Annotated in this window: 18 protein-coding genes; 5 read left to right on the plus strand and 13 right to left on the minus strand. The window is 67.3% G+C overall.

Annotation, left to right across the window (positions count from 1 at the left end):
• Nucleotides 1-42 precede the first annotated feature (42 nt).
• The 3 genes from ACZK4Z_RS21985 to ACZK4Z_RS21995 are packed head-to-tail and all read left to right on the plus strand — an operon-like array spanning nucleotide 43 to nucleotide 5,718.
• Entirely contained in the window at nucleotides 43-1,296 is a 1,254-nt protein-coding gene (locus ACZK4Z_RS21985) for a TolC family protein (protein ID WP_125893319.1), read from the plus strand.
• The gene (locus ACZK4Z_RS21990; protein WP_125893317.1) at nucleotides 1,293-2,498 is read left to right on the plus strand and encodes an efflux RND transporter periplasmic adaptor subunit; all 1,206 of its coding nucleotides are present in this window, start codon (nucleotides 1,293-1,295) and stop codon (nucleotides 2,496-2,498) included. Before ACZK4Z_RS21985 ends, ACZK4Z_RS21990 begins: the two co-directional genes overlap by 4 nt.
• A 10-nt stretch (nucleotides 2,499-2,508) precedes the next feature.
• Entirely contained in the window at nucleotides 2,509-5,718 is a 3,210-nt protein-coding gene (locus ACZK4Z_RS21995; RefSeq protein WP_125893315.1) for an efflux RND transporter permease subunit, read from the plus strand.
• Nucleotides 5,719-5,851: 133 nt separating this feature from the next.
• On the opposite strand, the gene ACZK4Z_RS22000 is transcribed toward ACZK4Z_RS21995, so the two are convergent.
• The 9 genes from ACZK4Z_RS22000 to ACZK4Z_RS22040 all read right to left on the minus strand — a co-directional run bounded on the left by ACZK4Z_RS22000 (nucleotide 5,852) and on the right by ACZK4Z_RS22040 (nucleotide 14,031).
• Nucleotides 5,852-7,624, minus strand: coding sequence for a DUF885 domain-containing protein (locus ACZK4Z_RS22000; RefSeq protein ID WP_125893313.1), 1,773 nt, complete (start codon nucleotides 7,622-7,624; stop codon nucleotides 5,852-5,854).
• Between the two features lie 258 nt (nucleotides 7,625-7,882).
• The gene (locus ACZK4Z_RS22005) at nucleotides 7,883-8,230 is read right to left on the minus strand and encodes a lipid-A-disaccharide synthase N-terminal domain-containing protein (protein ID WP_005414908.1); all 348 of its coding nucleotides are present in this window, start codon (nucleotides 8,228-8,230) and stop codon (nucleotides 7,883-7,885) included.
• Nucleotides 8,230-8,952 (minus strand): glycosyltransferase family 2 protein, encoded by a 723-nt coding sequence (locus ACZK4Z_RS22010; protein WP_005420380.1) that lies wholly within the window; start codon nucleotides 8,950-8,952, stop codon nucleotides 8,230-8,232. The genes ACZK4Z_RS22005 and ACZK4Z_RS22010 overlap by 1 nt, the downstream gene beginning before the upstream one ends.
• Nucleotides 8,953-9,041: 89 nt before the next feature.
• Complete coding sequence (locus ACZK4Z_RS22015; protein WP_049424262.1) at nucleotides 9,042-10,007, minus strand: NAD-dependent epimerase/dehydratase family protein; 966 nt, start codon at nucleotides 10,005-10,007, stop codon at nucleotides 9,042-9,044.
• 46 nt (nucleotides 10,008-10,053) lie between these two features.
• On the minus strand, nucleotides 10,054-10,794 hold the full coding sequence (locus ACZK4Z_RS22020; RefSeq protein ID WP_032128474.1) for a suppressor of fused domain protein: 741 nt from the start codon (nucleotides 10,792-10,794) through the stop codon (nucleotides 10,054-10,056).
• 126 nt (nucleotides 10,795-10,920) lie between these two features.
• Nucleotides 10,921-11,844, minus strand: a complete 924-nt coding sequence (locus ACZK4Z_RS22025) for a ParB/RepB/Spo0J family partition protein (protein ID WP_008267278.1) — start codon at nucleotides 11,842-11,844, stop codon at nucleotides 10,921-10,923.
• A complete protein-coding gene (locus ACZK4Z_RS22030) occupies nucleotides 11,844-12,641 on the minus strand; it encodes a ParA family protein (RefSeq protein ID WP_032128472.1) in 798 nt (265 codons plus the stop codon). Before ACZK4Z_RS22030 ends, ACZK4Z_RS22025 begins: the two co-directional genes overlap by 1 nt.
• 112 nt (nucleotides 12,642-12,753) lie before the next feature.
• The gene (gene rsmG / locus ACZK4Z_RS22035; RefSeq protein ID WP_012512505.1) at nucleotides 12,754-13,392 is read right to left on the minus strand and encodes a 16S rRNA (guanine(527)-N(7))-methyltransferase RsmG; all 639 of its coding nucleotides are present in this window, start codon (nucleotides 13,390-13,392) and stop codon (nucleotides 12,754-12,756) included.
• Nucleotides 13,393-13,431: 39 nt separating this feature from the next.
• On the minus strand, nucleotides 13,432-14,031 hold the full coding sequence (locus ACZK4Z_RS22040; RefSeq protein WP_049399162.1) for a 4'-phosphopantetheinyl transferase family protein: 600 nt from the start codon (nucleotides 14,029-14,031) through the stop codon (nucleotides 13,432-13,434).
• Between the two features lie 84 nt (nucleotides 14,032-14,115).
• Here ACZK4Z_RS22040 and ACZK4Z_RS22045 point away from each other — a divergent pair, with 84 nt between their 5' ends.
• Complete coding sequence (locus ACZK4Z_RS22045) at nucleotides 14,116-14,367, plus strand: GlsB/YeaQ/YmgE family stress response membrane protein (RefSeq protein WP_005411656.1); 252 nt, start codon at nucleotides 14,116-14,118, stop codon at nucleotides 14,365-14,367.
• A gap of 72 nt (nucleotides 14,368-14,439) precedes the next feature.
• Here the strand turns inward: ACZK4Z_RS22045 and xth are convergent, their stop codons facing one another.
• From xth to ACZK4Z_RS22065, 4 genes are all read right to left on the minus strand, one after another.
• Entirely contained in the window at nucleotides 14,440-15,207 is a 768-nt protein-coding gene (xth, locus tag ACZK4Z_RS22050) for an exodeoxyribonuclease III (protein WP_125893309.1), read from the minus strand.
• A gap of 118 nt (nucleotides 15,208-15,325) precedes the next feature.
• Nucleotides 15,326-16,735, minus strand: a complete 1,410-nt coding sequence (locus ACZK4Z_RS22055) for a coniferyl aldehyde dehydrogenase (RefSeq protein WP_125893307.1) — start codon at nucleotides 16,733-16,735, stop codon at nucleotides 15,326-15,328.
• Between the two features lie 184 nt (nucleotides 16,736-16,919).
• Nucleotides 16,920-18,584 carry an MFS transporter gene (locus ACZK4Z_RS22060; RefSeq protein ID WP_049399160.1) on the minus strand — a complete coding sequence of 555 codons (1,665 nt, stop codon included), beginning with the start codon at nucleotides 18,582-18,584 and terminating at the stop codon, nucleotides 16,920-16,922.
• 131 nt (nucleotides 18,585-18,715) lie between these two features.
• A complete protein-coding gene (locus ACZK4Z_RS22065; RefSeq protein ID WP_125893305.1) occupies nucleotides 18,716-20,143 on the minus strand; it encodes a DcaP family trimeric outer membrane transporter in 1,428 nt (475 codons plus the stop codon).
• Between the two features lie 245 nt (nucleotides 20,144-20,388).
• Here ACZK4Z_RS22065 and acs point away from each other — a divergent pair, with 245 nt between their 5' ends.
• Nucleotides 20,389-22,332, plus strand: coding sequence for an acetate--CoA ligase (acs, locus tag ACZK4Z_RS22070; protein ID WP_125893303.1), 1,944 nt, complete (start codon nucleotides 20,389-20,391; stop codon nucleotides 22,330-22,332).
• Nucleotides 22,333-22,399: the final 67 nt, after the last annotated feature.

Here is a 22,399-nt window from a genome sequence, read left to right on the forward strand (position 1 = left end):
GCAATCGCGGGCTCCCGTTTCACTCACAACCGGAATCCCCCTATGTCGATCCTGACACCTCGGTCGCCGCGCGCGGCCGGGCTGGTCGTCGCCGTGTTGCTGGGCCTGGCCCCGGCGGCATCGGTGATGGCGCAAGCCGCCCCCTCCTACGACACCCTGCTTGAACGCCTGGACCAGCTGCCCGGTACCCGTGTGGGTACGGCACTGGCCGAGGCCGCCGATGCGCGTGCCGACCAGGCCCGTGCGTTGCCCAATCCTTCCCTCTCCTACTCCGCCGAAAACGCCTGGGGCACCGGCTCCTATGGCGGCATGGGCAAGGCCGATACCGTGCTCACCTTGTCCCAGCCGCTGGAGGTCTGGGGCCAGCGTGGCGCGCGTGTCCGTGCCGCCCGCGCCGAGGCACAGGCGGCCAACCTGCGTGGCGCCCAAAGCCGCAGCGATGTGGCCAGCCAGTTGGCGGTGGTCTATGCACAGGCGGAAAGTGCACTGCGCCGCTACAGCCTGGCCGAAGAGGCACTGACCCTCACCCGCGACGACGCCAACGCCGTCAACGCGATGGTCAAGCAGGGCCGCGAGCCGCAGCTGCGTGCGGTGCAGGCGCAGAGCGAAGTGGCCAACGCCAGCGCTGCGCTGGATGAGGCACAGGCCTTCCGCGACGCCGCGCTGGCCCGCCTGGCCGGTGCCGCGCTGCTGGATGCGCCGGTGCATTCGATTGACGACAGCCTGCTCGACCGGGCCCCGCCGCTGCCGCGTGGCGCCACCGACGTGGCACTGGCGGTGCGCATCGCCGAAGCCGAAGCCGATGCGGCCGGCAAGCTGGTCGACGTGGAGCGCAAGCGCGCCCTGCCCGACCTCAGTGTCACCGCCGCACAGACCCGCTTCCGCGAAGGCGGCGAGCGTGCCTACAACCTCGGGGTCAGCCTCAGCATCCCGCTGTTCGACCGCAACCGCGGGGGCATCCGCGCCGCCAATGCCGACCAGCGCGCGGCCGAGGCCCGCCTGGACCAGCAGCGCCGCGACAGCGAGGCGGCACGTCTCTCCGCCGTAGCCGGACTGAAAGCCGCCGGAAGCCGGACCCGCGCCGCCGATGAAAGCGTGGTCGCCGCCGAAGAGGCGTATCGCCTGGCCCGCGTCGGCTTCGACGCCGGACGTATCTCGCAGCTGGAACTGCGCAGCACGCGCAGCGCCCTCATCGCCGCCCGCGGCACCGCCGTGGATGCGCGCCTGTCGCGCGTCGGCGCGGAAATCGATCTTGCCCGCCTTGAGGGGCGCGCACCTTTTGTGGAGGCCAAATGACTCTCTCCCGTACTTTCCCGCTGATCGGCGGCGTGCTGCTGACCATGCTGCTGGCCGGCTGCGCTGGCAACGCACAGACGCCTGCCAATGAAGACCCCGCTGCGGCCAAGGCCGGCACCGACGATGGCCACGGCCATGCCGCCGACAGCAAGGAGGCCAAGGCGGAAACCGCCAAAGCCCCCGCCGACGCCGATGAAGGCGTGGTGCAGCTGACCCAGGAACAGATCAAGGCCTCCGGTATCGAAGTGGTCGCGATCAGTCGCGGTGGCGGTGGCTCGACCCGGCTGTCCGGCAGGGTCGAGCCCACCGTGGGCGCCCGCGCTTCGGTTGCCTCCACGGTGACCGGCCGCGTCGAGCGCGTGCTGGTCGCGCCGGGCACGGCGGTGAAGCAGAACCAGGCACTGGCCATCGTGGTCAGTGGCGAGGCCGCGGTGTTCCGCGCCAATGCGCTGGCCGCCTCGGCCGAAGCAGAAGCCGCGCGCCTGGCCTATGGCCGCGACAAGGCGCTGGTCGACCAGGGCGTAGTCGCCCGCCAGGAGCTGGAAACCTCGCGCGCGCGTTCGCTGGCGGCACAGGCCCAGGCGGCCGCCGCGCAGGCCCAGGCCGCCGCCAACGGTTCGCCGGACAGCAGCGGTCGCGTGCGCATCACCAGCCCGGTAGCCGGCATCGTCGGCAACGTGCAGGTCACCCCGGGTGGCGTGGTCGCCGCCGGCAGCGCGGTGGCCGACGTCGCCGACCCGACGATGAACGAGCTGGTGTTCACCGCACCGCCGGCGCTGGCCGCGCAGGTCACGCCGGGCATGAAGCTGGAAGTGAGCGTGCCGGGTGGCAGCTTCACCGCCACCGTCACCGGGTCGGCCGCCGATGTCCGCCAGCAGGGCGGCGTCGCGGTGATCCGTGCCACGCCGGTGGATGCCGCGCTGCCGCCCGCCGGTTCGCCGGTATCGGCGGTGGTCGTCACCGAAGGCCAGGATGGCTCGCTCAGCGTGCCCGCCGATGCGGTGCAGAACGTCGATGGCAGCAGTGCGGTGTTCGTCGCCGTCGAAGGCGGCTTCAAGGCGCAGCCGGTGCTGGCTGGCCGTCGTGCTGGTGACCGTATCGAGATCCTCGGTGGGCTGACCGGCAACGAGCGCATCGTCGGTGCCAACGCCTTCCTGCTCAAGGCCGAACTGGCCAAGGGCGAAGCCGAGCACGGCCACTGAGGAGGCGACCATGTTCAAGCTGATCATTGAAACAGCGGTGCGCCACCGCTGGCTGGTGGTGTTCATGGCGGCGCTGATCGCTGCCGTGGGCCTGTTCCAGCTGGGCAAGCTGCCGATCGACGCGGTGCCGGACATCACCAACCGCCAGGTGCAGATCAACACGGTGGCACCGGCACTGACCCCGGAGCAGATCGAGCGGCAGGTGACCTATCCGCTGGAAACCGCGCTGGCCGGCATTCCCGGCCTGACCACCACGCGTTCGCTGTCGCGCAATGGCTTCTCGCAGGTCACCGCGATCTTCACCGATGCGACCGACATCTACTTCGCCCGCCAGCAGGTGGCCGAACGCATGCGCGAGGCATCGGAAGACCTGCCCGATGGCGCGTCGCCGATGCTGTCGCCGGTCACCACCGGCCTCGGCGAGGTGCTGATGTGGACGGTGGACTTCACGGCGTTCGATCCGGCCAAGCTGGCCAAGCCCGGTGAAGCGGGTTGGCAGGCCGGCGAGGTCTACCGCACGCCAGAAGGCAACCTGCTTCGCACGCCGGAAGAACGTGCCACCTACCTGCGCACCGTGCAGGACTGGATCATCGCGCCGCAGATGCGTTCCAGCCCGGGGCTGGCCGGCGTCGATACGGTCGGCGGCTACGTCAAGGAATACGGCGTGCATCCGGACAGTGCCAAGCTGGCCGCGCACGGCCTCGGCCTGGCCGACCTGGTCACTGCCCTGCAGCGTTCCAACGTACAGGCCGGTGCCGGTTTCGTGCAGCGTGCCGGCGAGGGCCTGGTGGTACGTGCTGACGGCCTGGCGCTGACCACCGACGATCTCGCACAGGCCCCGGTAGCCACCCGCAATGGCGTGGTGGTACGCGTGGCCGATGTGGCCGACGTCGACCTGAGCCGCGCACCGCGCCTGGGTGCGGCCAGCCGCAACGGCCATGAAGCCGTGCTGGGTACCGCGCTGATGATCGCCGGCGGCAACAGCCGCACCGTGGCGCAGGCAGCTGCGGCGCGCCTGGAACAGGTGAACAAATCGCTGCCGGCCGACATCGTGGCGGCACCGGTGCTGGACCGCAGCGTGCTGGTCAATTCCACCATCAAGACCGTGGCCAAGAACCTCACCGAGGGCGCGTTGCTGGTGGTGGTGGTGCTGTTCCTGCTGCTGGGCAACCTGCGTGCGGCAACGATCACCGCGCTGGTCATTCCGCTGTCGTTCCTCTTCGCAGTGATCGGCATGAACCGCTTCGGCATCAGCGGCAACCTGATGAGCCTGGGTGCGCTGGACTTCGGCATCCTGGTGGACGGTGCGGTGATCGTGGTCGAGTCGACCCTGCTGATGCTGGGCCAGCGCCGCGCCGAACTGGGCCGTGCGTTGACCGCGATGGAACGCCTGCGCGTGGCCGCCGATTCGGCGCGCAAAATGGCACGCCCGGCGGCCTTCGGGCAGCTGATCATCCTGCTGGTGTTCGCGCCGATCCTTACCCTGGAAGGCGTGGAGGGCAAGACGTTCCACCCGATGGCGGCCACGTTCATGCTGGCCCTGATCGGTGCCTTCATCTTCTCCTTCACCTTCGTGCCGGCGATGGCCGCACTGCTGGTACGCGAGCCGAAGGTGAAGGACGGCGATGCACATGCTGACGATGGCGAGCACGAAACCAAGCTGATCCGCGTGCTGCGTGCGCGCATCGAACCAGTGGTGCGCAAAGCCGTGGCGCATCCGCGCACGGTGCTGGCCGGTGCGGTGATGATGGTGGTGGTGGGTATCGGTTCGTTCTCGCTGCTGGGCCGCGAGTTCATGCCGACGCTGGACGAAGGCAACGTGGCGATGCAGGCCCTGCGCGTGCCGTCGACCTCACTGGAGCAGTCGCTGGCGATGCAGCTGGCACTGGAAAAGGCGATTGCCAAACAGCCGGAAGTGGAAACCGTGTTCTCGCGCACCGGTACCGCAGAGGCGGCGATCGACCCGATGCCGACCAACATCTCCGACAGCGTGATCGTGCTCAAGCCACGCAAGGACTGGCCGGATCCGAAACTGGGCAAGGATGCACTGGTAGCACGCTTCGAAAAGCTGGCCGGGCAGCAGCTGGGCAACAGCTTCGAATTCAGCCAGCCGATCGAGCTGCGCTTCAACGAGCTGATTTCCGGCGTGCGTACCGACCTGGCGGTGATGATCTTCGGCGATGACTTCAGCCAGCTGCAGAAGGTGGCCGACCAGGTGGCGTTGAAGCTGCGTGCGGTGAACGGTGCGGCCGACGTGCGGGTGGAACAGATCTCCGGCCTGCCCACGCTCAATGTGGCCATCGACCACGTGGCGGCGGCGCAGTACGGCCTGACTGCCGCGGACGTGAGTGACGCGCTGTCCACCGGCATCGGTGGTACCGCCGCCGGCAAGATCTTCGAAGGTGATCGCCGCTTCAACGTGGTGGTGCGCCTGGACGATGCCTCGCGCAATGATCCGGACCAGCTGGCCTCGTTGCCGATCGCCACGCCTGCAGGCCTGGTGATTCCGCTGTCGTCGGTCGCGCGCATCACGGTCAGCGAAGGGCCCAACCAAATCAGCCGCAACAACGGCAGCCGCCGCGTGGTGGTGCAGGCCAACGTGCGTGGCCGCGACCTGGGCGGCTTCGTCGGCGAAGCGCAGGCAGCGGTGGCCGACGTGGCACTGCCGCCGGGTGCGTATCTGACCTGGGGCGGCCAGTTCGAGAACCTGCAGCGTGCCGAGAAGCGGCTGGCGACGGTGGTGCCGGTGGTGTTCCTGCTGATCGGCAGCCTGCTGTTCATGGCGCTGCGCAGCGGCAAGGAAGCCATTCTGGTGTTCAGCTGCGTGCCGTTGGCGCTGGTCGGCGGCATTCTCGCGCTGCTGCTGCGTGGCATGCCGTTTTCGGTGTCGGCGGCGGTTGGTTTCATCGCCGTGTCCGGCGTGGCCACCTTGAACGGCCTGGTGCTGATGCAGGCGATCCGCGAGCGCCTGGATGCCGGTGACCTGCCGCTGCAGGCGGCGATCAACGGCGCCTCCAGCCGCATCCGCGCGGTGCTGACCACGGCGCTGGTGGCGATCGTCGGCTTCATTCCGATGGCGATCGCCAGCGGTTCCGGTGCGGAAGTGCAGAAGCCGCTGGCGACAGTGGTGATCGGTGGCCTGATCACCGCCACCGTGCTGACCCTGCTGGTGCTGCCGACCTTTGCAGCGCGGGTGGCCAAGCCAAGGGCGGTGGGCTGAAAGACCACGGGGTCGGATCCTGCGATCCGACCCCGTTTTCCAATCAGGGGTAGTGCCGGCCGCTGGCCGGCAATGTCGAACAATTGCGGTGCATGCGGGTTGCCGGCCAGCGGCCGGCACTACCTTGGAACGGTCAGGCCTTCTTTCGTTCGGCGATGTACGCCTGGATCTGCTGTTCCAGCACCGGCAGAGGCACCGAGCCCTGCTTGAGCAGGGTGTCGTGGAAGCCCTTGATGTCGAACTTGTCGCCCAGCTCCTTCTCGGCCTGCGCACGCAGGCGCACGATGGCGATCTCCCCCAGCTTGTAGCTCAGGGCCTGGCCCGGCCAGGAAATGTAGCGGTCCACTTCGGTGGTCACTTCATGCTCGCTCAGCGCGGTGTGGTCACGCAGGTAGGCCAAGGCCTGCTCGCGGCTCCAGCCCTTGCTGTGCACACCGGTGTCGATCACCAGGCGCGTGGCGCGCCACATTTCGTAGGTCAGGCGGCCGAAGTCCTCATACGGGGTTTCGTAGATGCCCATTTCCACGCCCAGCTTCTCGCAGTACAGCGCCCAGCCTTCGCCGTAGGCGGAGATGTAGGCGTTGCGGCGGAACTCGGGCAGGTTCTTCTGCTCGGCGGCAATGGCACCCTGCAGCGCGTGGCCCGGATCGGATTCATGCAGGGTCAGCGCCGGCAGGTTGTACAGCGGGCGCGACGGCAGGTTGTAGGTGTTGAGCCAGTAGGTGCCCATGCCACCGCGGCCGGCGGTCCAGAACGGCGCGATGTCCGGCGGCACCGGCACGATGGTGAAGCGCGCGCGCGGCAGCGTCATGTACTTGCCGAGCTGACCGTCGGCCCGCTTGGAGATCCATGCGGCGCGCGACAGCAGCTCTTCCGGCGTCTTCGCATAGAACTGCGGATCGGTGCGCAGGAAGGTCAGGAACTCGGCGAAGCTGCCCTTGAACTTCACCTGCTTGATGATGTCGTTCATTTCCTTCTGGATGCGTGCGACTTCATCCAGACCGATGCGGTGGATCTCGTCCGGCGACAGGTCCAGCGTGGTGTATTCGTGGATCTGCTGCTTGTAGTACGCCTTGCCGCCCGGCATCGCTTCGGCGGCCAGCGTGGTACGCGCCTGCGGCACGTACTCGCTGACGAAGAAGGTGCGCAGCTGCTGGAACGCCGGCACTACCTTGCCACTGATCGCTTCCCGCGCCTGCGCCTGCAGCCTGGCCTGTTCGGCGGCCGGGATGCTGTTGGGCAGCTTCTTGAACGGCGCGTACAGCGGCGACTCAGTGGGATCCATCAGCTCGGCGACGGTGGCGATGGACACTTCGCGGCCATCGAGCACCGCGCGCGGCACGCTGAAACCTCGCTTCAGGCCGGCGCGCATGTTTTCGGTCTGCTGGCCGAAGTAACGCGGTACATCGTTCAGGCGTGCGATGTAGCTCTGGTAGTCCTGCACGGTCTTCATCTCGCGCCGGGCCATGAAGGACAGGTTGGACCAGAACGAGGAGTCGGCGTTGAACGGCATCTCGTAGCCACGCAGGCGCACTTCTTCGGCCAGGTTGAACACCTGATCGCGGTAGATCGCGTAGTTGATCTGGTTGTCGGGCGACAGGGTCTTCGGGTCGATCTTCTTCAGCGCAGCGAGGGTTTCATCCCATACCTTCAGGCGCGCCTGCTGCGCGGCCGGGCCGACGTCGGGCATGCGGGTGGCGTTGGCTGGCGCGTCCTCGTCCTCGCTGGCCTCGCCGCCGCCCTCCTGGCGCCACTTCCATTCCTTCTCGTACAGCGCGCGGAAGGCGGCATCGGCGGGCGATTCGGTAGCCACGCTGGCCGGCGCGGCGGCGGCGGGCGGTGCGGCCAGGGCTACGGCGGGGGTGGACAGGGCGATCAGCAGGGCAACGGCAAGACGGGTTTTCACGAGCACAGGTTCCCGGGAAGGCAGACCCCGATGATGGCACCGCCCACGGCCCGTGGCATGGGACGAAGGTCCTGCCTGCGCAGCAGGCCGGGGCCCCCGTAGCGGCCAACCTTGGTTGGCGCCCCAAACCCAGCGCCGACCAAGGTCGGCATCTACCGTAGCGTGGCAGACCGGGGCTCCGGTAGCGGCCAACCTTGGTTGGCCCCCAAACCCAGCGCCGACCAAGGTCGGCAGCTACCGGATGAGGCCCCGAAGACCTTAGTGGCTGGCCTTGTCCCGCTTCCAGCCCCGGTGCTTGATGTCCAGCTGCAGGCTGTACAGCGCGGTGAATGCCGGGAACAGGTTCTGCAGCACGCCTACCGAGTCCTGCTTGGCCGAGAACAGGAAGTAGCTCAGCGTCATCAGGCTGCCGACCACGCTCATGTACCAGAACAGGCGTGGGATCACCGGCTTGCCCGCACGCTTGGAGGCGATGAACTGGACCAGCCAGCGGCCCCCGAACATCAGCGCGCCGGTATAGCCGATCAGCTTCCAGCCGGTCACATGCAGGCCGGTCCAGTACAACCAGGTCAGCGGCTGGTCGAGCCAGTGCAGCTCCAGATCCATCAACGCTCCTCCACCGCGGTGCGCTTGCTGCGGGTGATCAGCCAGGCCACGCCACGCAGGTCACGGATGCCAACCAGGGCGCGGCCGAGGTTGTTGTACTTGGAGACACCGGCGGTACGGTGGCGGTGGTTGACCGGCACGCTGGTGGTCTTCCAGCCGGCGCGCTGCATCAGCGCCGGCAGGTAGCGGTGCATGTGGTCGAAATACGGCAGGTCGAGGAACGCGCTGCGCTCGAACAGCTTGATGCCGCAGCCGGTATCGGGCGTATCGTCGCGCAGCATGCGTGCACGGATGGCATTGGCCCACTTGCTGGCCCAGCGCTTGCTGCCGCTGTCCTGGCGGTTGACGCGCCAGCCGGCGAACAGCTTCACCTGCGCCTCGGCGGCATCGCGCGCCGCCAGCAGCTTGGGAATGTCGGCCGGATCATTCTGCCCGTCGCCATCCAGGGTCGCGATCCACGGCGCACGTGCGTGCTTGACGCCGGTGCGCACGGCGGTGCTCTGCCCGCTCTGGTTCACATGGTGCAGCACCCGCAGTTCCGGGGTGGTCGCCTTCAGGCCCTGCAGCACCGCCAGGGTGTCATCGCGCGAGTGGTCGTCGATGTAGACGATCTCGAACGGAAGCCGCCCACGCAGTGCGGCGGTGATTTCGGCAACCAGCGGGGCGACATTGTCGCGTTCGTTGAACACCGGGACGACAACGGAAAGCTCGGGTTGGCTCATAAGGCACTCGGCCAAAGGGGGACAAAGACCGCGCATTCTCCGAAGCCGAGGTTATCCGAAGATGAATCCGGCTGTGTGAGGATCCCTCCTCAGGCGCGGTCGCCAAAATACTCGCGGCACCACTGCACGACGGGGGGCAACCCTGCTTCGATCGGGGTCACCGCGTCGAAGCCGAATGCGTCATGGGCGCGCCGGGTATCGGCCATCGTGCGCACCATGTCGCCCGGCTGCATCGGCTTGTAGACCTTCTGCGCGGGGCGACCGGCGGCCTGCTCGATCACGCTGATGAAGCGCTCCAGCTCGACCGGCGTATGGTTGCCGAGGTTGAACACCCGGTGCGGTACCGGACCATCGGCCGGATGCGCGAGCGCGCCGAGAATACCGGACACGATGTCGGAGACATGTGTGAAGTCGCGCTGCATGCGGCCTTCGTTGAACACGTCGATCGGCCGCCCGGCCAGCACCGCGCGCGAGAACAGCAACGGTGCCATGTCCGGCCGGCCCCACGGGCCATACACGGTGAAGAAGCGCAGGCCGGTGGCATGCAGGCCGTACAGCTGCGCGTAGGTGTAGGCCATCAGCTCGTTGGCCGCCTTGGTGGCCGCATACAGCGAGCGCGGCTGGTCCACGCGCTGGTCCTCGGAGAACGGCGGCGTGGCCGAATCACCGTAGACCGAGCTGCTCGACGCATACACCAGATGCTGCACGCCACGGTGGCGGCACAGCTCGAGCATGTTGACGAAGCCGACCAGGTTGCTGTCGACGTAGGCCTGCGGATTTTCCAGCGAATAGCGCACGCCGGCCTGTGCGGCCAGGTGGATCACCGCGGTCGGCTTCACCTCGTCGAACAGCGCAGCCAGGCCCTGCTGGTCGGTCAGGTCCAGGGTGCGCAGGTCCAACGTCGGGCACAGCGCGGCCACGCGGTCGCGCTTGATCTGCGGGTCGTAGTAGTCGTTGAAGTTGTCCAGGCCGACCACCGGCTGGCCCGCCTCCAGCAGCGCGCGGGCGGTGTAGGCACCGATGAAGCCGGCAGCGCCGGTAAGCAGGATGGTCATGGCAGGGGCCCGGAAGCAGAAATTCAGGCCCCTGATGTTACCGGTCTCAGAACAAACCGAAACGCTTCCTGGCGACGTTGACCCGGCCCGGCTCGATCACATCGTTGATCTGCTTCGCATCGAAGCGGTCGAGCAGGGCGTCGGCGCCCTTCTTCAGCTTCAGGTCCATCTCTTCCGGATACAGCGGAACCAGGCTCATGAAGCTGATGGTCCTGCCATCCTCCAGCTCCAGCGTGGCGAAGTCCTCCGGAGCAGTCACCGGCATCAGCACGATGGCACCGTCGAAGCCTGCTCCGGGCGCATAAGGCTCGCTGGGATGGCCGTTGGGAATGGTGTGGCCGAAGCCCAGCCACGTGTCGTACTCGTGCGGCAGCCGCGCCATGCCCTTCAGCAGGCGCACCGGCCAGTAATTGCGCTCGTCCTCGAAGGCGTCCTGGGACATCGGCCAGTCGGCCGGCAGGGTCACCATCAGCTCCATGTAGCGCGGCACATCCGCGTCCACGTCGGCGGGCACGGTCATCGGCAGGTCGCTCATGCCGGAGGTGACCAGGCGCAGGTACGGGCAGTGGTCATTGGCCGGCACCACGTGCACGTCAATGTGCACCAGGTCGGAAATGAGTTCGTGCAGGACCGTGGCGATCGGTCCGAGATGGCGCTCGATATGGCCGCTGATCGCTTCGATGTGCTGCTCTTCGCCGATGGCGAGCACAAAATCCTTTTCGCGCCGGTGCCTCAGTATCTGGGTACCGTCCGGGCTGACGTCCTCGTACTCGTATTCGTTGCTCATGTCCTGCTCCCTGGATGAGGCCACGGGCCGGAAGGCAGTACATCCCACGGCGCGCGCGGCGGTACGTTCCCTGTCATTCGCGGGACACGGCAGGAACGGGCCGCGCCCGCTGTCACTGCGCCGGGCTCAGCCCTGGCGCGTGCGCAGCTTTTCCAGCACGCCGTCCAGGGTATCCAGGTCGGTGTAGTGGATGATCAGCTTGCCCTTGCCGCCGCGACCATGGTTGATCGCTACCTTGGCCCCCAGGGCTTCGGACAGCTCGGTTTCCAGCGAGGCGATGTCGGCCTGCTGCACCTTCGGCGTGGCCACCGGGCGGTTGCTCGGCACCTTGCCGGCCGCGAAGGCCTGCGCACGGCGCTCGACCTCGCGCACCGACCAGCCTTCATCGGCCGCTTCCTGCGCCAGCTTGCCAGCCAGCTCGGGGGCCAGGGTCAGCAGCGCGCGGGCGTGGCCCATTTCCAGGCGACGGGTTTCCAGCAGCAGGCGGATCGCCACCGGCAGCTCCAGCAGGCGCAGCAGGTTGGACACCGCCGCGCGCGAGCGGCCGACGGCCTCGGCGGCCTCGGCATGGGTCAGGGTGAATTCGCTGATCAGGCGCTGCAGCGCTTCGGCTTCTTCCAGCGGGTTGAGGTCTTCGCGCTGGATGTTCTCGATCAGCGCCATCGCGATGACGGTGCGGTCTTCCAGCTCGCGCACCACCACCGGCACTTCGTCCAGGCCGGCCAGCTGCGAGGCGCGCCAGCGGCGTTCACCGGCGACGATCTCGTAGTTGCCCGCCGGCAGCTGGCGCACCAGGATCGGCTGGATCACGCCCTGCGACTTGATCGAATCAGCCAGCTCGGAGAGCTTGCCCTCGTCCATCTCGCGGCGCGGCTGGTACTTGCCCGGCTGCAGCTGGCCGACGGCCAGCTTGCGCAGCACCTCACCCGGCAGCGGCTCGATCACCGCAGTGGTGGCCTGCACCTGGCTGACCGCCCCCTTGGGACCGAGCAGGGCATCCAGGCCACGGCCGAGGCCTCGCTTCTTGGCTGCCGGCTTGCTGCTGGTCATCAGACGGTCTCCACGGCCTTGGCGGCCTTGTTGCGTTCGTTGTTGCGGCGGATGATCTCGCCGGCCAGGCCCAGGTAGGCCACGCCACCGCGCGAGGCGCGGTCGTAGCCGACGATGCTCTGGCCATGGCTGGGCGCCTCGGCCAGGCGCACGTTGCGCGGCACGATGGTGCGGAACACGCGGTCGCCGAAGTGCTCGGTGAGCTCGGCCGAGACCGCGTTGGCCAGGTTGTTGCGCACGTCGAACATGGTGCGCAGCACGCCTTCGATCTCCAGCGCCGGGTTGAGGTTGGCACGCAGCGCTTCGATGGTTTCCACCAGCGCGCTCAGGCCTTCCAGTGCGTAGTACTCGCACTGCATCGGTACGATCACCGAATCGGCGGCGGCCAGCGCGTTGAGCGTCAGCAGCGACAGCGCTGGCGGGCAGTCGATCAGGATGTAGTCGTACTCGTCGCGGATCGGTGCCAGCGCGCGCTTCAGGCGCTGCTCGCGCTCGCTCTGCGCCATCAGCTGGATCTCGGCCGCGGTCAGGTCGATGTTGCCCGGCAGCAGGTCGTAGCCTTCGGCCGTCTGCACGCGCACATCGGCGGCGCTGGACTCGCCCAGCAGCAGATCGTAGGTGGAGGAGACCAGCTCGCGCTTGTCCACGCCACTGCCCATGGTCGCGTTGCCCTGCGAATCCAGGTCGACCAACAGCACGCGCTTGGGTGCGTTGGCCAGGGAAGCGGCCAGGTTGACGGCGGTCGTGGTCTTGCCGACGCCACCCTTCTGGTTGGCGATGGCGATGATGCGGGCCATGCGGGTGTGCCTCGTCGACGTGTGCTGGGACCGGTCATTATGCGTACAACCGGGCCCTTGCGGAAATCGTGGATCGCCAACCTCTTGTTCCACAAGGGGCTGGCGACGGGAATCAGGGACCTGTAACAGTGACCAGGTGGCGTTCGCCGGCCAGGCCGGGCACGCTCAACGGGGTCACCTCGCGCACCTGCCAGCCAGCCGGCAGCTCCGCGATCTCTTCATGCGGGTAGACGCCCTTCATGGCCAACAGCACGCCGCCGGGGCGCAACAGATGGCCACCGACGCGGACGATGCCGGCCAGGGTGTCCATCGCACGCGCGGTCAGCTGGTCGTAGTGGCCAGCTTCGTCCAGCGCCTCGGCGCGCGATTCGGCCACGCGGGCATTGCCCAGACCGAGCTGGCGCACGGCCTCGCGCATGAAGCGCGCCTTCTTGCCGTTGCTCTCCACCAGGGTGACCTGCAGGCCCGGGCAGGCGATCGCCAGCGGGATGCCGGGCAAGCCGGGACCGGTGCCGAGGTCGGCCAGGCTGCCATCGGCCACGAACGGCTGCATCGCCAGTGAATCGAGCAGGTGGCGGGTGACCATCTCCTGCGGATCGCGGATGGCGGTGAGGTTGTAGGTGCCGTTCCAGCGGTGCAGCAGGGCCAGGTAACGCAGCAGCGGCGGCGCCAGCGCGGCGTCCAGGCCCATGCTGGCCAGGCCCTGTTCCAGCGTGGCAGCCACGCTGGCGGGAAGTGGGTGTTCGCTCATGCCGCCATTATCGCCGGTTTTGCGCGCTGATTCCCCGCTTCAGTGTGGATACCAGGCCAATGCCGCACGGAACTGGCCGGTGGCCTGCCATTCGTGCAGGTGCCAGCGCGCGGCCTCGCCCAGTTCCGGGTCGCACCAGCGCAGGTGCAGGGCGCCATCGGCCCCCGGTGCCAACTGCAGGCGGTGCAGGCCGAACGAGATGCCCTGCCCGTGCGCCTTCAGGATGGCCTCCTTGACGCACCACACGCGGAAGAACCAGTGCTCGCGCCCGGCCTCGTCCAGGCTTTCCAGCCAGGCCACTTCCTCGGGGTGGAAGAAGCGCTGCACGATTTCCAGAAGACGCGGCCGCGGGCGCAGCAGTTCCAGGTCGACGCCCAACCGCACGCCCTCGCCCAGCGCCACCAGCAGCACCTCGCCGCTGTGGCTCCAGCCGGTGCCGTAGTGGGCCAACGCGCCGCTCAGCTCCGGCCGGCCCTTGTCATCGCGGACCAGCGGCAGCGTGTCCGGGTCGGCGCCCAGCGCCTGCGCCAGCACCTGCCGCGCCTGCGGTTCGCCGCGGTGGCCCGGCACGTGCGGGCGCCGCCAGACCGTCACCGGACCGAAGCGCCACGGGCCGTCGAGGGTGGCTGGCAGGCTCATCCGCACGCGCCCATCACGCAATTCCACGACGGGTTCACGGCCGTGCGCGTCAACTGGTCACAGTTCCCCACCGGAGGTTCGATCATGGGCATCATCATCTGGCTGATCGTCGGCGGCATCGTAGGCTGGCTGGCCAGCATCATCATGAAGCGCGATGCCCAGCAGGGCATCATCCTCAACATCGTGGTCGGCATCGTCGGCGCGCTGATTTCCGGCTGGCTGTTCGGCGGCGGCATCAACGAAGCGATCACCATCCGCACCTTCCTGTTCTCGCTGATCGGTGCGGTGATCCTGCTGGCAATCGTCAACCTGTTCACCCGCAAGAGCATACGGTGATCTGAGGGTAGTGCCGGCCGCTGGCCGGCAGACGTTTCAGAACGGGCCCGGCAATCGTCGGGCCCCGTTCGTTCAACCCAACTGCACCCACGCCGGCGCATGGTCGCTCGGGCGCTCCCAGGTACGCGGCTCACGGTCGATGCCCGAGGCCACCGCACTGCCCTTCAGCGCGTCGGAAACCAGGGTCAGGTCGATGCGCAGGCCCAGGTTGCGGCGGAAGCCCGCGGCACGGTAATCCCACCAGCTGAACACACCGGTCTCGTCGTTGTGCAGGCGGAAGCCATCGTGCAGGCCCAGCTGCAGCAGCTTGTTGAGCGCGCCGCGCTCGGAGGTGGAGGTCAGGATGTGGTTCTCGTTCCACACCTCCGGGTCGTGCACATCGCGCGCGTCCGGGGCGATGTTGAAATCGCCCATCACGATCAGCTTCGGGTGCCGCTGCAGTTCTTCGGCGATCCAGGCATGTACCGCCTCCAGCCAGCGCAGTTTGTACTCGTACTTGTCGGTGCCGATGTCCTGGCCGTTGACCACGTACAGGTTGATCACCCGCAGGTCGCCGAAGGTACCGGCGATGACGCGCTTCTGCTCGTCCTCGAAGCCGGGAATGCCGATCTGCACGTCCTGCGCCGGCTCACGCGACAGCAGCGCCACGCCGTTGTAGGTCTTCTGGCCGGCGAACACGCTGCGGTAGCCCGCGGCGATCAGCGCCGAATCGGGGAACTTGTGGTCCTCCAGCTTGGTTTCCTGGATACCGACGATGTCCGGGCCGAACTCCTTGAGCCACTGCTCCAGGTGCGGCAGGCGGACATTGAGCGAATTGACGTTCCACGAGGCGATCTTCATGGGGGCATTCTACCCGGGTGGGCCCTGATGGGCGCCCCTATACCCCGGTAGACGCCAACCTTGGTTGGCGCCAGCAATCACCGTGTGCCAACCAAGGTTGGCAACTACCGGAACCCGATCACCGCAAGAGGAACTTCAACAACCCCGCAATCTTCGAATATGGTGGCCGCAGCCGGTCGCTGGCGGCCCAGCGCGACTGCCACAGTACCGGCAGCCGCTTGCTCATCGCATCGAACCCGGCCCGGCCGTGGTACGCGCCCATGCCGCTGGCCCCTACCCCGCCAAACGGCAGACCATCGGCGGCGAAATGCAGCAGCGTGTCATTCACCGTCACCCCACCGGCCACCACCTGGCCGAGGATGCGCTCCACCGTCGCCGTGTCATGGCTGAAGGGATACAGCGCCAGCGGCCGGTCGCGCGACAGCACGTCGGCCAGCGCCGCATCCAGATCCGGGTACGCCCGCACCGGCAGGATCGGCCCGAAGATCTCCTCGCGCATCAGGTCCAGGTCGTCCGGCGGGTCCAGCACCACAGTGGGCACCAGCAGCCGCTCACGATCAGCGCGCGCATCGTCCACCTGAGCCAGCGGAATCACCGGCACACCGCGTTCGCGCGCCTGCGCCAGATAACCCTGCAGGCGCCGGTACTGGCCTTCGTTGATGATGCGCGTGTAGTCGTCGGCGCTGCTGAAATCGCCGTAGCGCTCGCGCACCTGCTGCTGCAGCGCCTGCACGAACTCGCGCTGGCGCGCGGTGTCGATCAGCACGTAATCCGGCGCGATGCAGGTCTGCCCGGCGTTGAACCATTTTCCGGTGGCGAGCCGCGCTGCGGCTTTATCCAGCGGGAAATCGCGACAGACAATCGCCGGCGACTTGCCGCCCAGTTCCAGCGTGACCGGCACCAGATGCTCGGCGGCGGCCGCCATCACCTTGCGGCCAACCGCCGTCGAGCCGGTGAACAGCAGATGGTCCAGCGGCAGCGACGACACCGCCGCGGCCACATCCGCCCCACCCTGCACCACCGCCACGCGATCGGGCGGGAACACGCTGGCCAGCAGATCGGCCAGGAACGCGCTGGTGCACGGCGTGTGTTCGGAGGGCTTGAGCAACACGTGATTGCCGGCGGCAATGGCGGTGACCAGCGGCACCAATGCCAGCGTAACCGGATAGTTCCAGGGCGAGATCACCCCGACCACGCCCAGCGGCGTCGGCCGCAGCTGCGCGCGCGCCGGCCACAGCCGCCAGCCGGCACCGACGCGCTGCGGCTTCGACCAGCGGCGCAGGTGACGGCGCAGGTGGTCGATGGCCGACAGCACACTCATGCCATCGGCCAGCTTCGATTCGACGTGGGCGCGATGGCCGAAGTCCTCGGCGATGGCCTGGGCCATCTCGTCCAGGCGCGGCTTCAGCGCCTCGCGCAGGCGGCGCAGGTCGGCTTCGCGCTGGTCGAGCGAGGGGCGCTGGGCCTGCCACGCACTGCGGAGGGTGAGCAGGACGGCGGGAAGGTCGGCTGGGGCGGTGGTGGTCATGGGCCGACTATACGGCGTGCTGTGCAACGCAAAGGTAGTGCCGGCCGCTGGCCGGCAGCCCCATGGATCTCCGGCAGACATCGTGCATTTGCCGGCCAGCGGCCGGCACTACCAAAAAGAGGGCCGCGGTCTGCACCGCGGCCCCTGAAACCCGGTGGGTGCCGACCGTTGGTCGGCACGCCGGTTACTTGGTGATATCCACGTCCTTGGTCTCGCGCAGGAACAAGCCGCCGATCACCACCGACATCAGCGCGATGATGATCGGGTACCACAGGCCGTAGTACAGGTTGCCGGTACCGGCCACCAGCGCGAACGAGATCGCCGGCAGGAAGCCACCGAACCAGCCGTTGCCGATGTGGTACGGCAGCGACATCGAGGTGTAGCGGATGCGGGTCGGGAACAGTTCGACCAGGTAGGCGGCGATCGGGCCGTAGACCATGGTCACGTACAGCACCAGCAGCCACAGCATGAAGATCGTGCCGGCGATGTTGATGCGTGCGCCATCGGCCTTGGCCGGGTAGCCGGCGGTGGTCAGGGCGGTCTTCAGTTCCGCACCGAACGCATCGGCCTTGGCCTTGCCGTCTTCCTTGGTCAGGCCGGCGGCCTCATACGAGGTGACGCTGGCGCTGCCCACGTTCACCATCGCCAGCGAACCGGCGGCGGCGGGCTGCACGTCGTACGGCACACCGGCCTTGGTCAGCGCGGCGGTAGCCACGTCGCAGGAGCTGGTGAACTTGCGCAGGCCGACCGGATCGAACTGGAACGAGCAGGTGGCCGGATCGGCCACGACCAGGGCCGGCGAGCTGCTGCGGGCTTCTTCGATGGCCGGGTTGGCGAAGTGGGTCAGGCCCTTGAAGATCGGGATGTAGGTGACGGCGGCCAGCAGGCAGCCCGCGAGGATGATCTTCTTGCGGCCGATACGGTCGGACAGCCAGCCGAAGAAGATGAAGAACGGCACGCCCAGTGCCAGCGCGGCCGCGATCAGCAGGTAGGAGGTGGTGGCATCGACCTTCAGCATGCTGCTGAGGAAGAACAGCGCGTAGAACTGACCGCCGTACCAGACCACCGCCTGGCCAGCCGCAGCGCCGAGCAGGACCAGCAGCATCAGCTTCAGGTTGCCGCCCTTCAGGCTGTCACGGAACGGGGTCTTGGAACCCTTGCCCTCGGACTTCATCTGCTGGAACAGCGGCGATTCGCTCAGCTGCAGGCGGATCCACACGGACACGCCCAGCAGCAGGATCGAGACCAGGAACGGAATACGCCAGCCCCAGGCTTCGAAGGCTTCGTTGCCGAGGAAGTAGCGGCAGGCCAGGATGATCAGCAGCGACATGAACAGGCCGAGCGTGGCGGTGCACTGGATGAAGCTGGTGTACAGGCCGCGCTTGTCGTCCGGCGCATGCTCGGCCACGTAGGTGGCGGCACCGCCGTACTCGCCGCCCATTGCCAGGCCCTGGGCCAGGCGCAGGATGATCAGGATCACCGGTGCGGCGAAACCGATCGAGGCGTAGTTGGGCAACACACCGACCAGGAAGGTCGAGATGCCCATGATCAGGATGGTGACCAGGAAGGTGTACTTGCGGCCGATGCGGTCGCCGAGGCTGCCAAAGAAGGCCGCACCGAACGGACGCACGAAGAAGCCGGCAGCGAACGCCAGCAGGGCGAAGATCATGCCCGTGGTTTCATTGACGCCACTGAAGAACTGCTTGGCGATGATGGCGGCGAGTGAGCCGTACAGGAAGAAGTCATACCACTCGAAGACCGTGCCGAGGCTCGAGGCGAAGATGACTTTCTTGTGGCCCTTGGTCAGGGTGCCCGCCGCATTGTGCGGGCTTGATGCAGTGCTGGACATGGGACGTTTTCCCTCTGTAGATGCCGACCTGGATCGGTGGGTGCCGACCGTTGGTCGGCACACAATTCGGTAGGTGCCGACCGTTGGTCGGCACACAATTCGGTAGGTGCCGGCCGCTGGCCGGCACGCTCTTAGAAGCTGTACTTCGTGGTGAACTGCAATCGGGTGATGTCACCCTTGTTGCCGTTCTCCACTTCGCGACGGCCATACATCAGCTCTGCACCGATATCGACCTTGGGCAGCGGCGAATAGAAGATGTTGCCGCGGATGCTCTGCACGCTCTTGGTCACCAGCGGGCCGAGGATGCTGTCGTTGTCGTAGTCGCTGCGCGCGTAGATCAGGTTGGTGCGCAGCTTCGGCGAGAACGCATGCCGCCAGCCCACGTAGCCGGCAAGCACGCCGGTCGGGTTGAGCTCGTCGCGGGCAACGTCGTAGGCACTATCGGCGGTGATGCCCAGGCCGATGTAGCGGGCGATGCCTTCGCCGCCGGTCAGCTGGTAGTGCAGCGAATCGCTGTCGCCCATCACCCACTTGCCGCCCAGGGTCAGGCCGCCGGCCACCTTGTCGGCCTTGGCGCCGGTGGCCTGGTTGTCGACCTTCAGCTGGCGGATGATGCCGCCGACACCGAAGGTGCCCCAGTCGCCCTTCCAGCCATAGCGCATGGTCAGATCAGGCAGGCTGCCACGATCGGAGTTGGCGCTGGCGTTGGTCCAGGCGCCGGTGACCGGGTTGCGGGTACCGGTGAGGGTGGTGGTTTCCGGGTTTTCCAGCGCGACGCTGAAGCCACCCTGGGTGTAGCGCACCTGCGCCTGGCGCACGAAGATCACGCCGTCGGTGGGACCGACGAAGTCGACCGCTTCCGGCAGTGCGGCCGCGTCCATGAAGTTGGACCAGGTCTGGCCGGCCATCCAGTTGTTCCAGTACATGTAGGCGTGGCGCAGGGTCACACCGTAGGTATTGGTCGCGGTCTGGTTGCCCAGCGAGTTGCCGAAGAAGTCCATCTCGAAGAACGCACCGGCCTTGTTGCCCGATTCGCTCACGTTGTCGATGCCCAGGTTGAAGCGCGAGAACTTGGCGTGGGCGTTGAAATCGGTACCCGAACGCTTGCCGCTGCCGCCGGCGCCTTCCACCGGGGTCTGGCCCGGCAGGTACAGCGAGCGGCCGGTGGCGTCGTCGGCCAGCTGGCCATCGCTGGTCTGGGTGGCGAGGAAATCGGCCTTGATGAAGCCGCCGATCTTGACCGTGGTACCCGGTGCGGCGCCCGGGGTGATGGTGGTGACCTGGATCGGCTGCTTGCCGGCCGGCACCGAGGCGACCGGCTTCTGCTCGGCCTGCACCGTGCGGACTTCGGTCACCGCCTGCTGGGTCTGGCTGATCTGGGTCTGTTGTTGTTGCTGCGAAGACAGCAGCAGCTGGACCTGGCGTTCCAGTTCGGCAACGCGTGCTTCCAGCGCTTTCTCTTTGGCGGTCTCAGCGAACGCCATGCCCGGTGCGACCAGGGCGACCAACAGGCAGGCCGCCAAAGGTTTGCGCACGGCTTTCAACGTACGGTGGCTCATGTTGCCCTCTCTCCCAAGTGGCAAGGTGATGCCGCGCGTGGGGCACGGTCGAGCCGAGACTGCGGGGCGATTATGTATAGCGGCTATTCGCCATTGGTCGAACCCGGCCCTGCTGGGCGCTCACTTTCGACCATGGTCTAACCAGAGTGGTGACGCGGCCGGGGGTGGATGGGGCAAACTGAAGGGGATCGGTCGCTGCGATGCTGCGACCGCACATACAAAGTCAACGTGCAAGTGAGGGTGCCATGGCTGATATCTACCCCGTCGATCCGCAGTTCGCCGCCAAGGCACGCATCGACAAGACGTCGTATGAACAGCAGTACCAGGCTTCGGTGACCGACCCGGATGGTTTCTGGGGCAAGGCCGCCGAGCGCCTGGAGTGGATGCGCAAGCCGACGAAGATCAAGAACGTCAGCTACGACCTGTCCGATTTCCACATCAAGTGGTTCGAAGATGGCGAGCTCAATGCCAGCGTGAACTGCCTGGACCGCCAGCTGGAGAAGCGTGGCGACAAGACCGCCCTGCTGTTCGAGCCGGACGGCCCGGACGGACCTGCGCAGCACGTGACCTATCGCGAGCTGTACGAGCGCACCTGCCGCCTCGGCAATGCGCTGCGCAACCTCGGGGTCAAGAAGGGCGATCGGGTCACCATCTACCTGCCGATGATCGTCGACGCCGCCGTGGCCATGCTGGCCTGTGCGCGCATCGGTGCGATCCACTCGGTAGTGTTCGGTGGCTTCGCACCGAACTCGATCGCCGACCGCGTCAGCGACTGCCAGAGCAAGCTGATCATCACCGCCGACGAGGGCCTGCGCGGTGGCCGCAGGATTCCGCTGAAGGCCAACGTCGATGCTGCGCTGAAGCTGCCCGGCACCAATACCGTGGAAACCGTGCTGGTGGTGCGTCACACCGGCGGCGCGGTCGACATGCAGGCGCCGCGCGACCGCTGGTTCCACGATGTGGTGGACAGCCAGCCGGCCACCTGCGAGCCGGAACGCATGAACGCGGAAGACCCGCTGTTCATCCTCTACACCTCCGGTTCCACCGGCAAGCCGAAGGGCGTGCTGCACACCACCGGCGGCTACCTGCTGTACGCGGCGTACACCCATGAAGCGGTGTTCGACCTGCGCGAGGACGACATCTACTGGTGCACCGCCGACGTCGGCTGGGTCACCGGCCACAGCTACATCGTGTACGGCCCGCTGGCCAACGGCGCGACCTCGCTGATGTTCGAAGGCGTGCCGAACTACCCCGACACCTCGCGCTTCTGGAACGTCATCGACAAGCACAAGGTGAGCATCTTCTACACCGCCCCGACCGCCATCCGCGCACTGATGCGCGAAGGCGAAGAGCCGGTGAAGAAGACCTCGCGCGCGTCGCTGCGCCTGCTCGGCAGCGTCGGCGAGCCGATCAATCCGGAAGCCTGGCGCTGGTACTACGAAGTGGTCGGCGACAGCCGCTGCCCGATCGTCGATACCTGGTGGCAGACCGAAACCGGCGGCATCCTGATCTCGCCGCTGGCCGGCGCGATGGACCTCAAGCCGGGCTCGGCCACCCTGCCCTTCTTCGGCGTGCAGCCGGCGCTGGTCAATGCCGATGGCGAGATCCAGGACGGCCCGACCGAGGGCAACCTGATCATCCGTGATTCCTGGCCGGGCCAGATGCGCACGGTGTACGGCGACCACCAGCGTTTCATCGATACCTATTTCCGCACCTACCCGGGCAGCTACTTCACCGGCGACGGTTGCCGCCGCGACGAAGATGGCTACTACTGGATCACCGGCCGCGTGGACGATGTGATCAACGTGTCCGGCCACCGCATCGGCACCGCCGAAGTGGAAAGCGCGCTGGTCTCGCACCCGAAGGTGGCGGAAGCGGCCGTGGTCGGCTTCCCGCACGACGTGAAGGGCCAGGGCATCTACGCCTACGTCACCCTGGTGGCCGAAGAGGCTCCGAGCGACGAGCTGCAGAAGGAACTGGTCGCCTGGGTACGCAAGGAGATCGGCCCGATCGCCACGCCGGACCACCTGCAGTGGGCGCCGGGCCTGCCGAAGACCCGCTCGGGCAAGATCATGCGCCGCATCCTGCGCAAGATCGCCGAGAACGCACCGGACCAGCTTGGCGACACCTCGACCCTGGCCGATCCATCGGTGGTGGCGTCGCTGGTGGACGAGCGCAAGGTACGCTGATGCATCACCCGGGGTCGGATCCCTTTCCGCCAGGAAAGGGCTCTGACCCCATAGAGTTTCCCCCACG

Source organism: Stenotrophomonas sp. 71799_Sma, assembly GCF_056482505.1.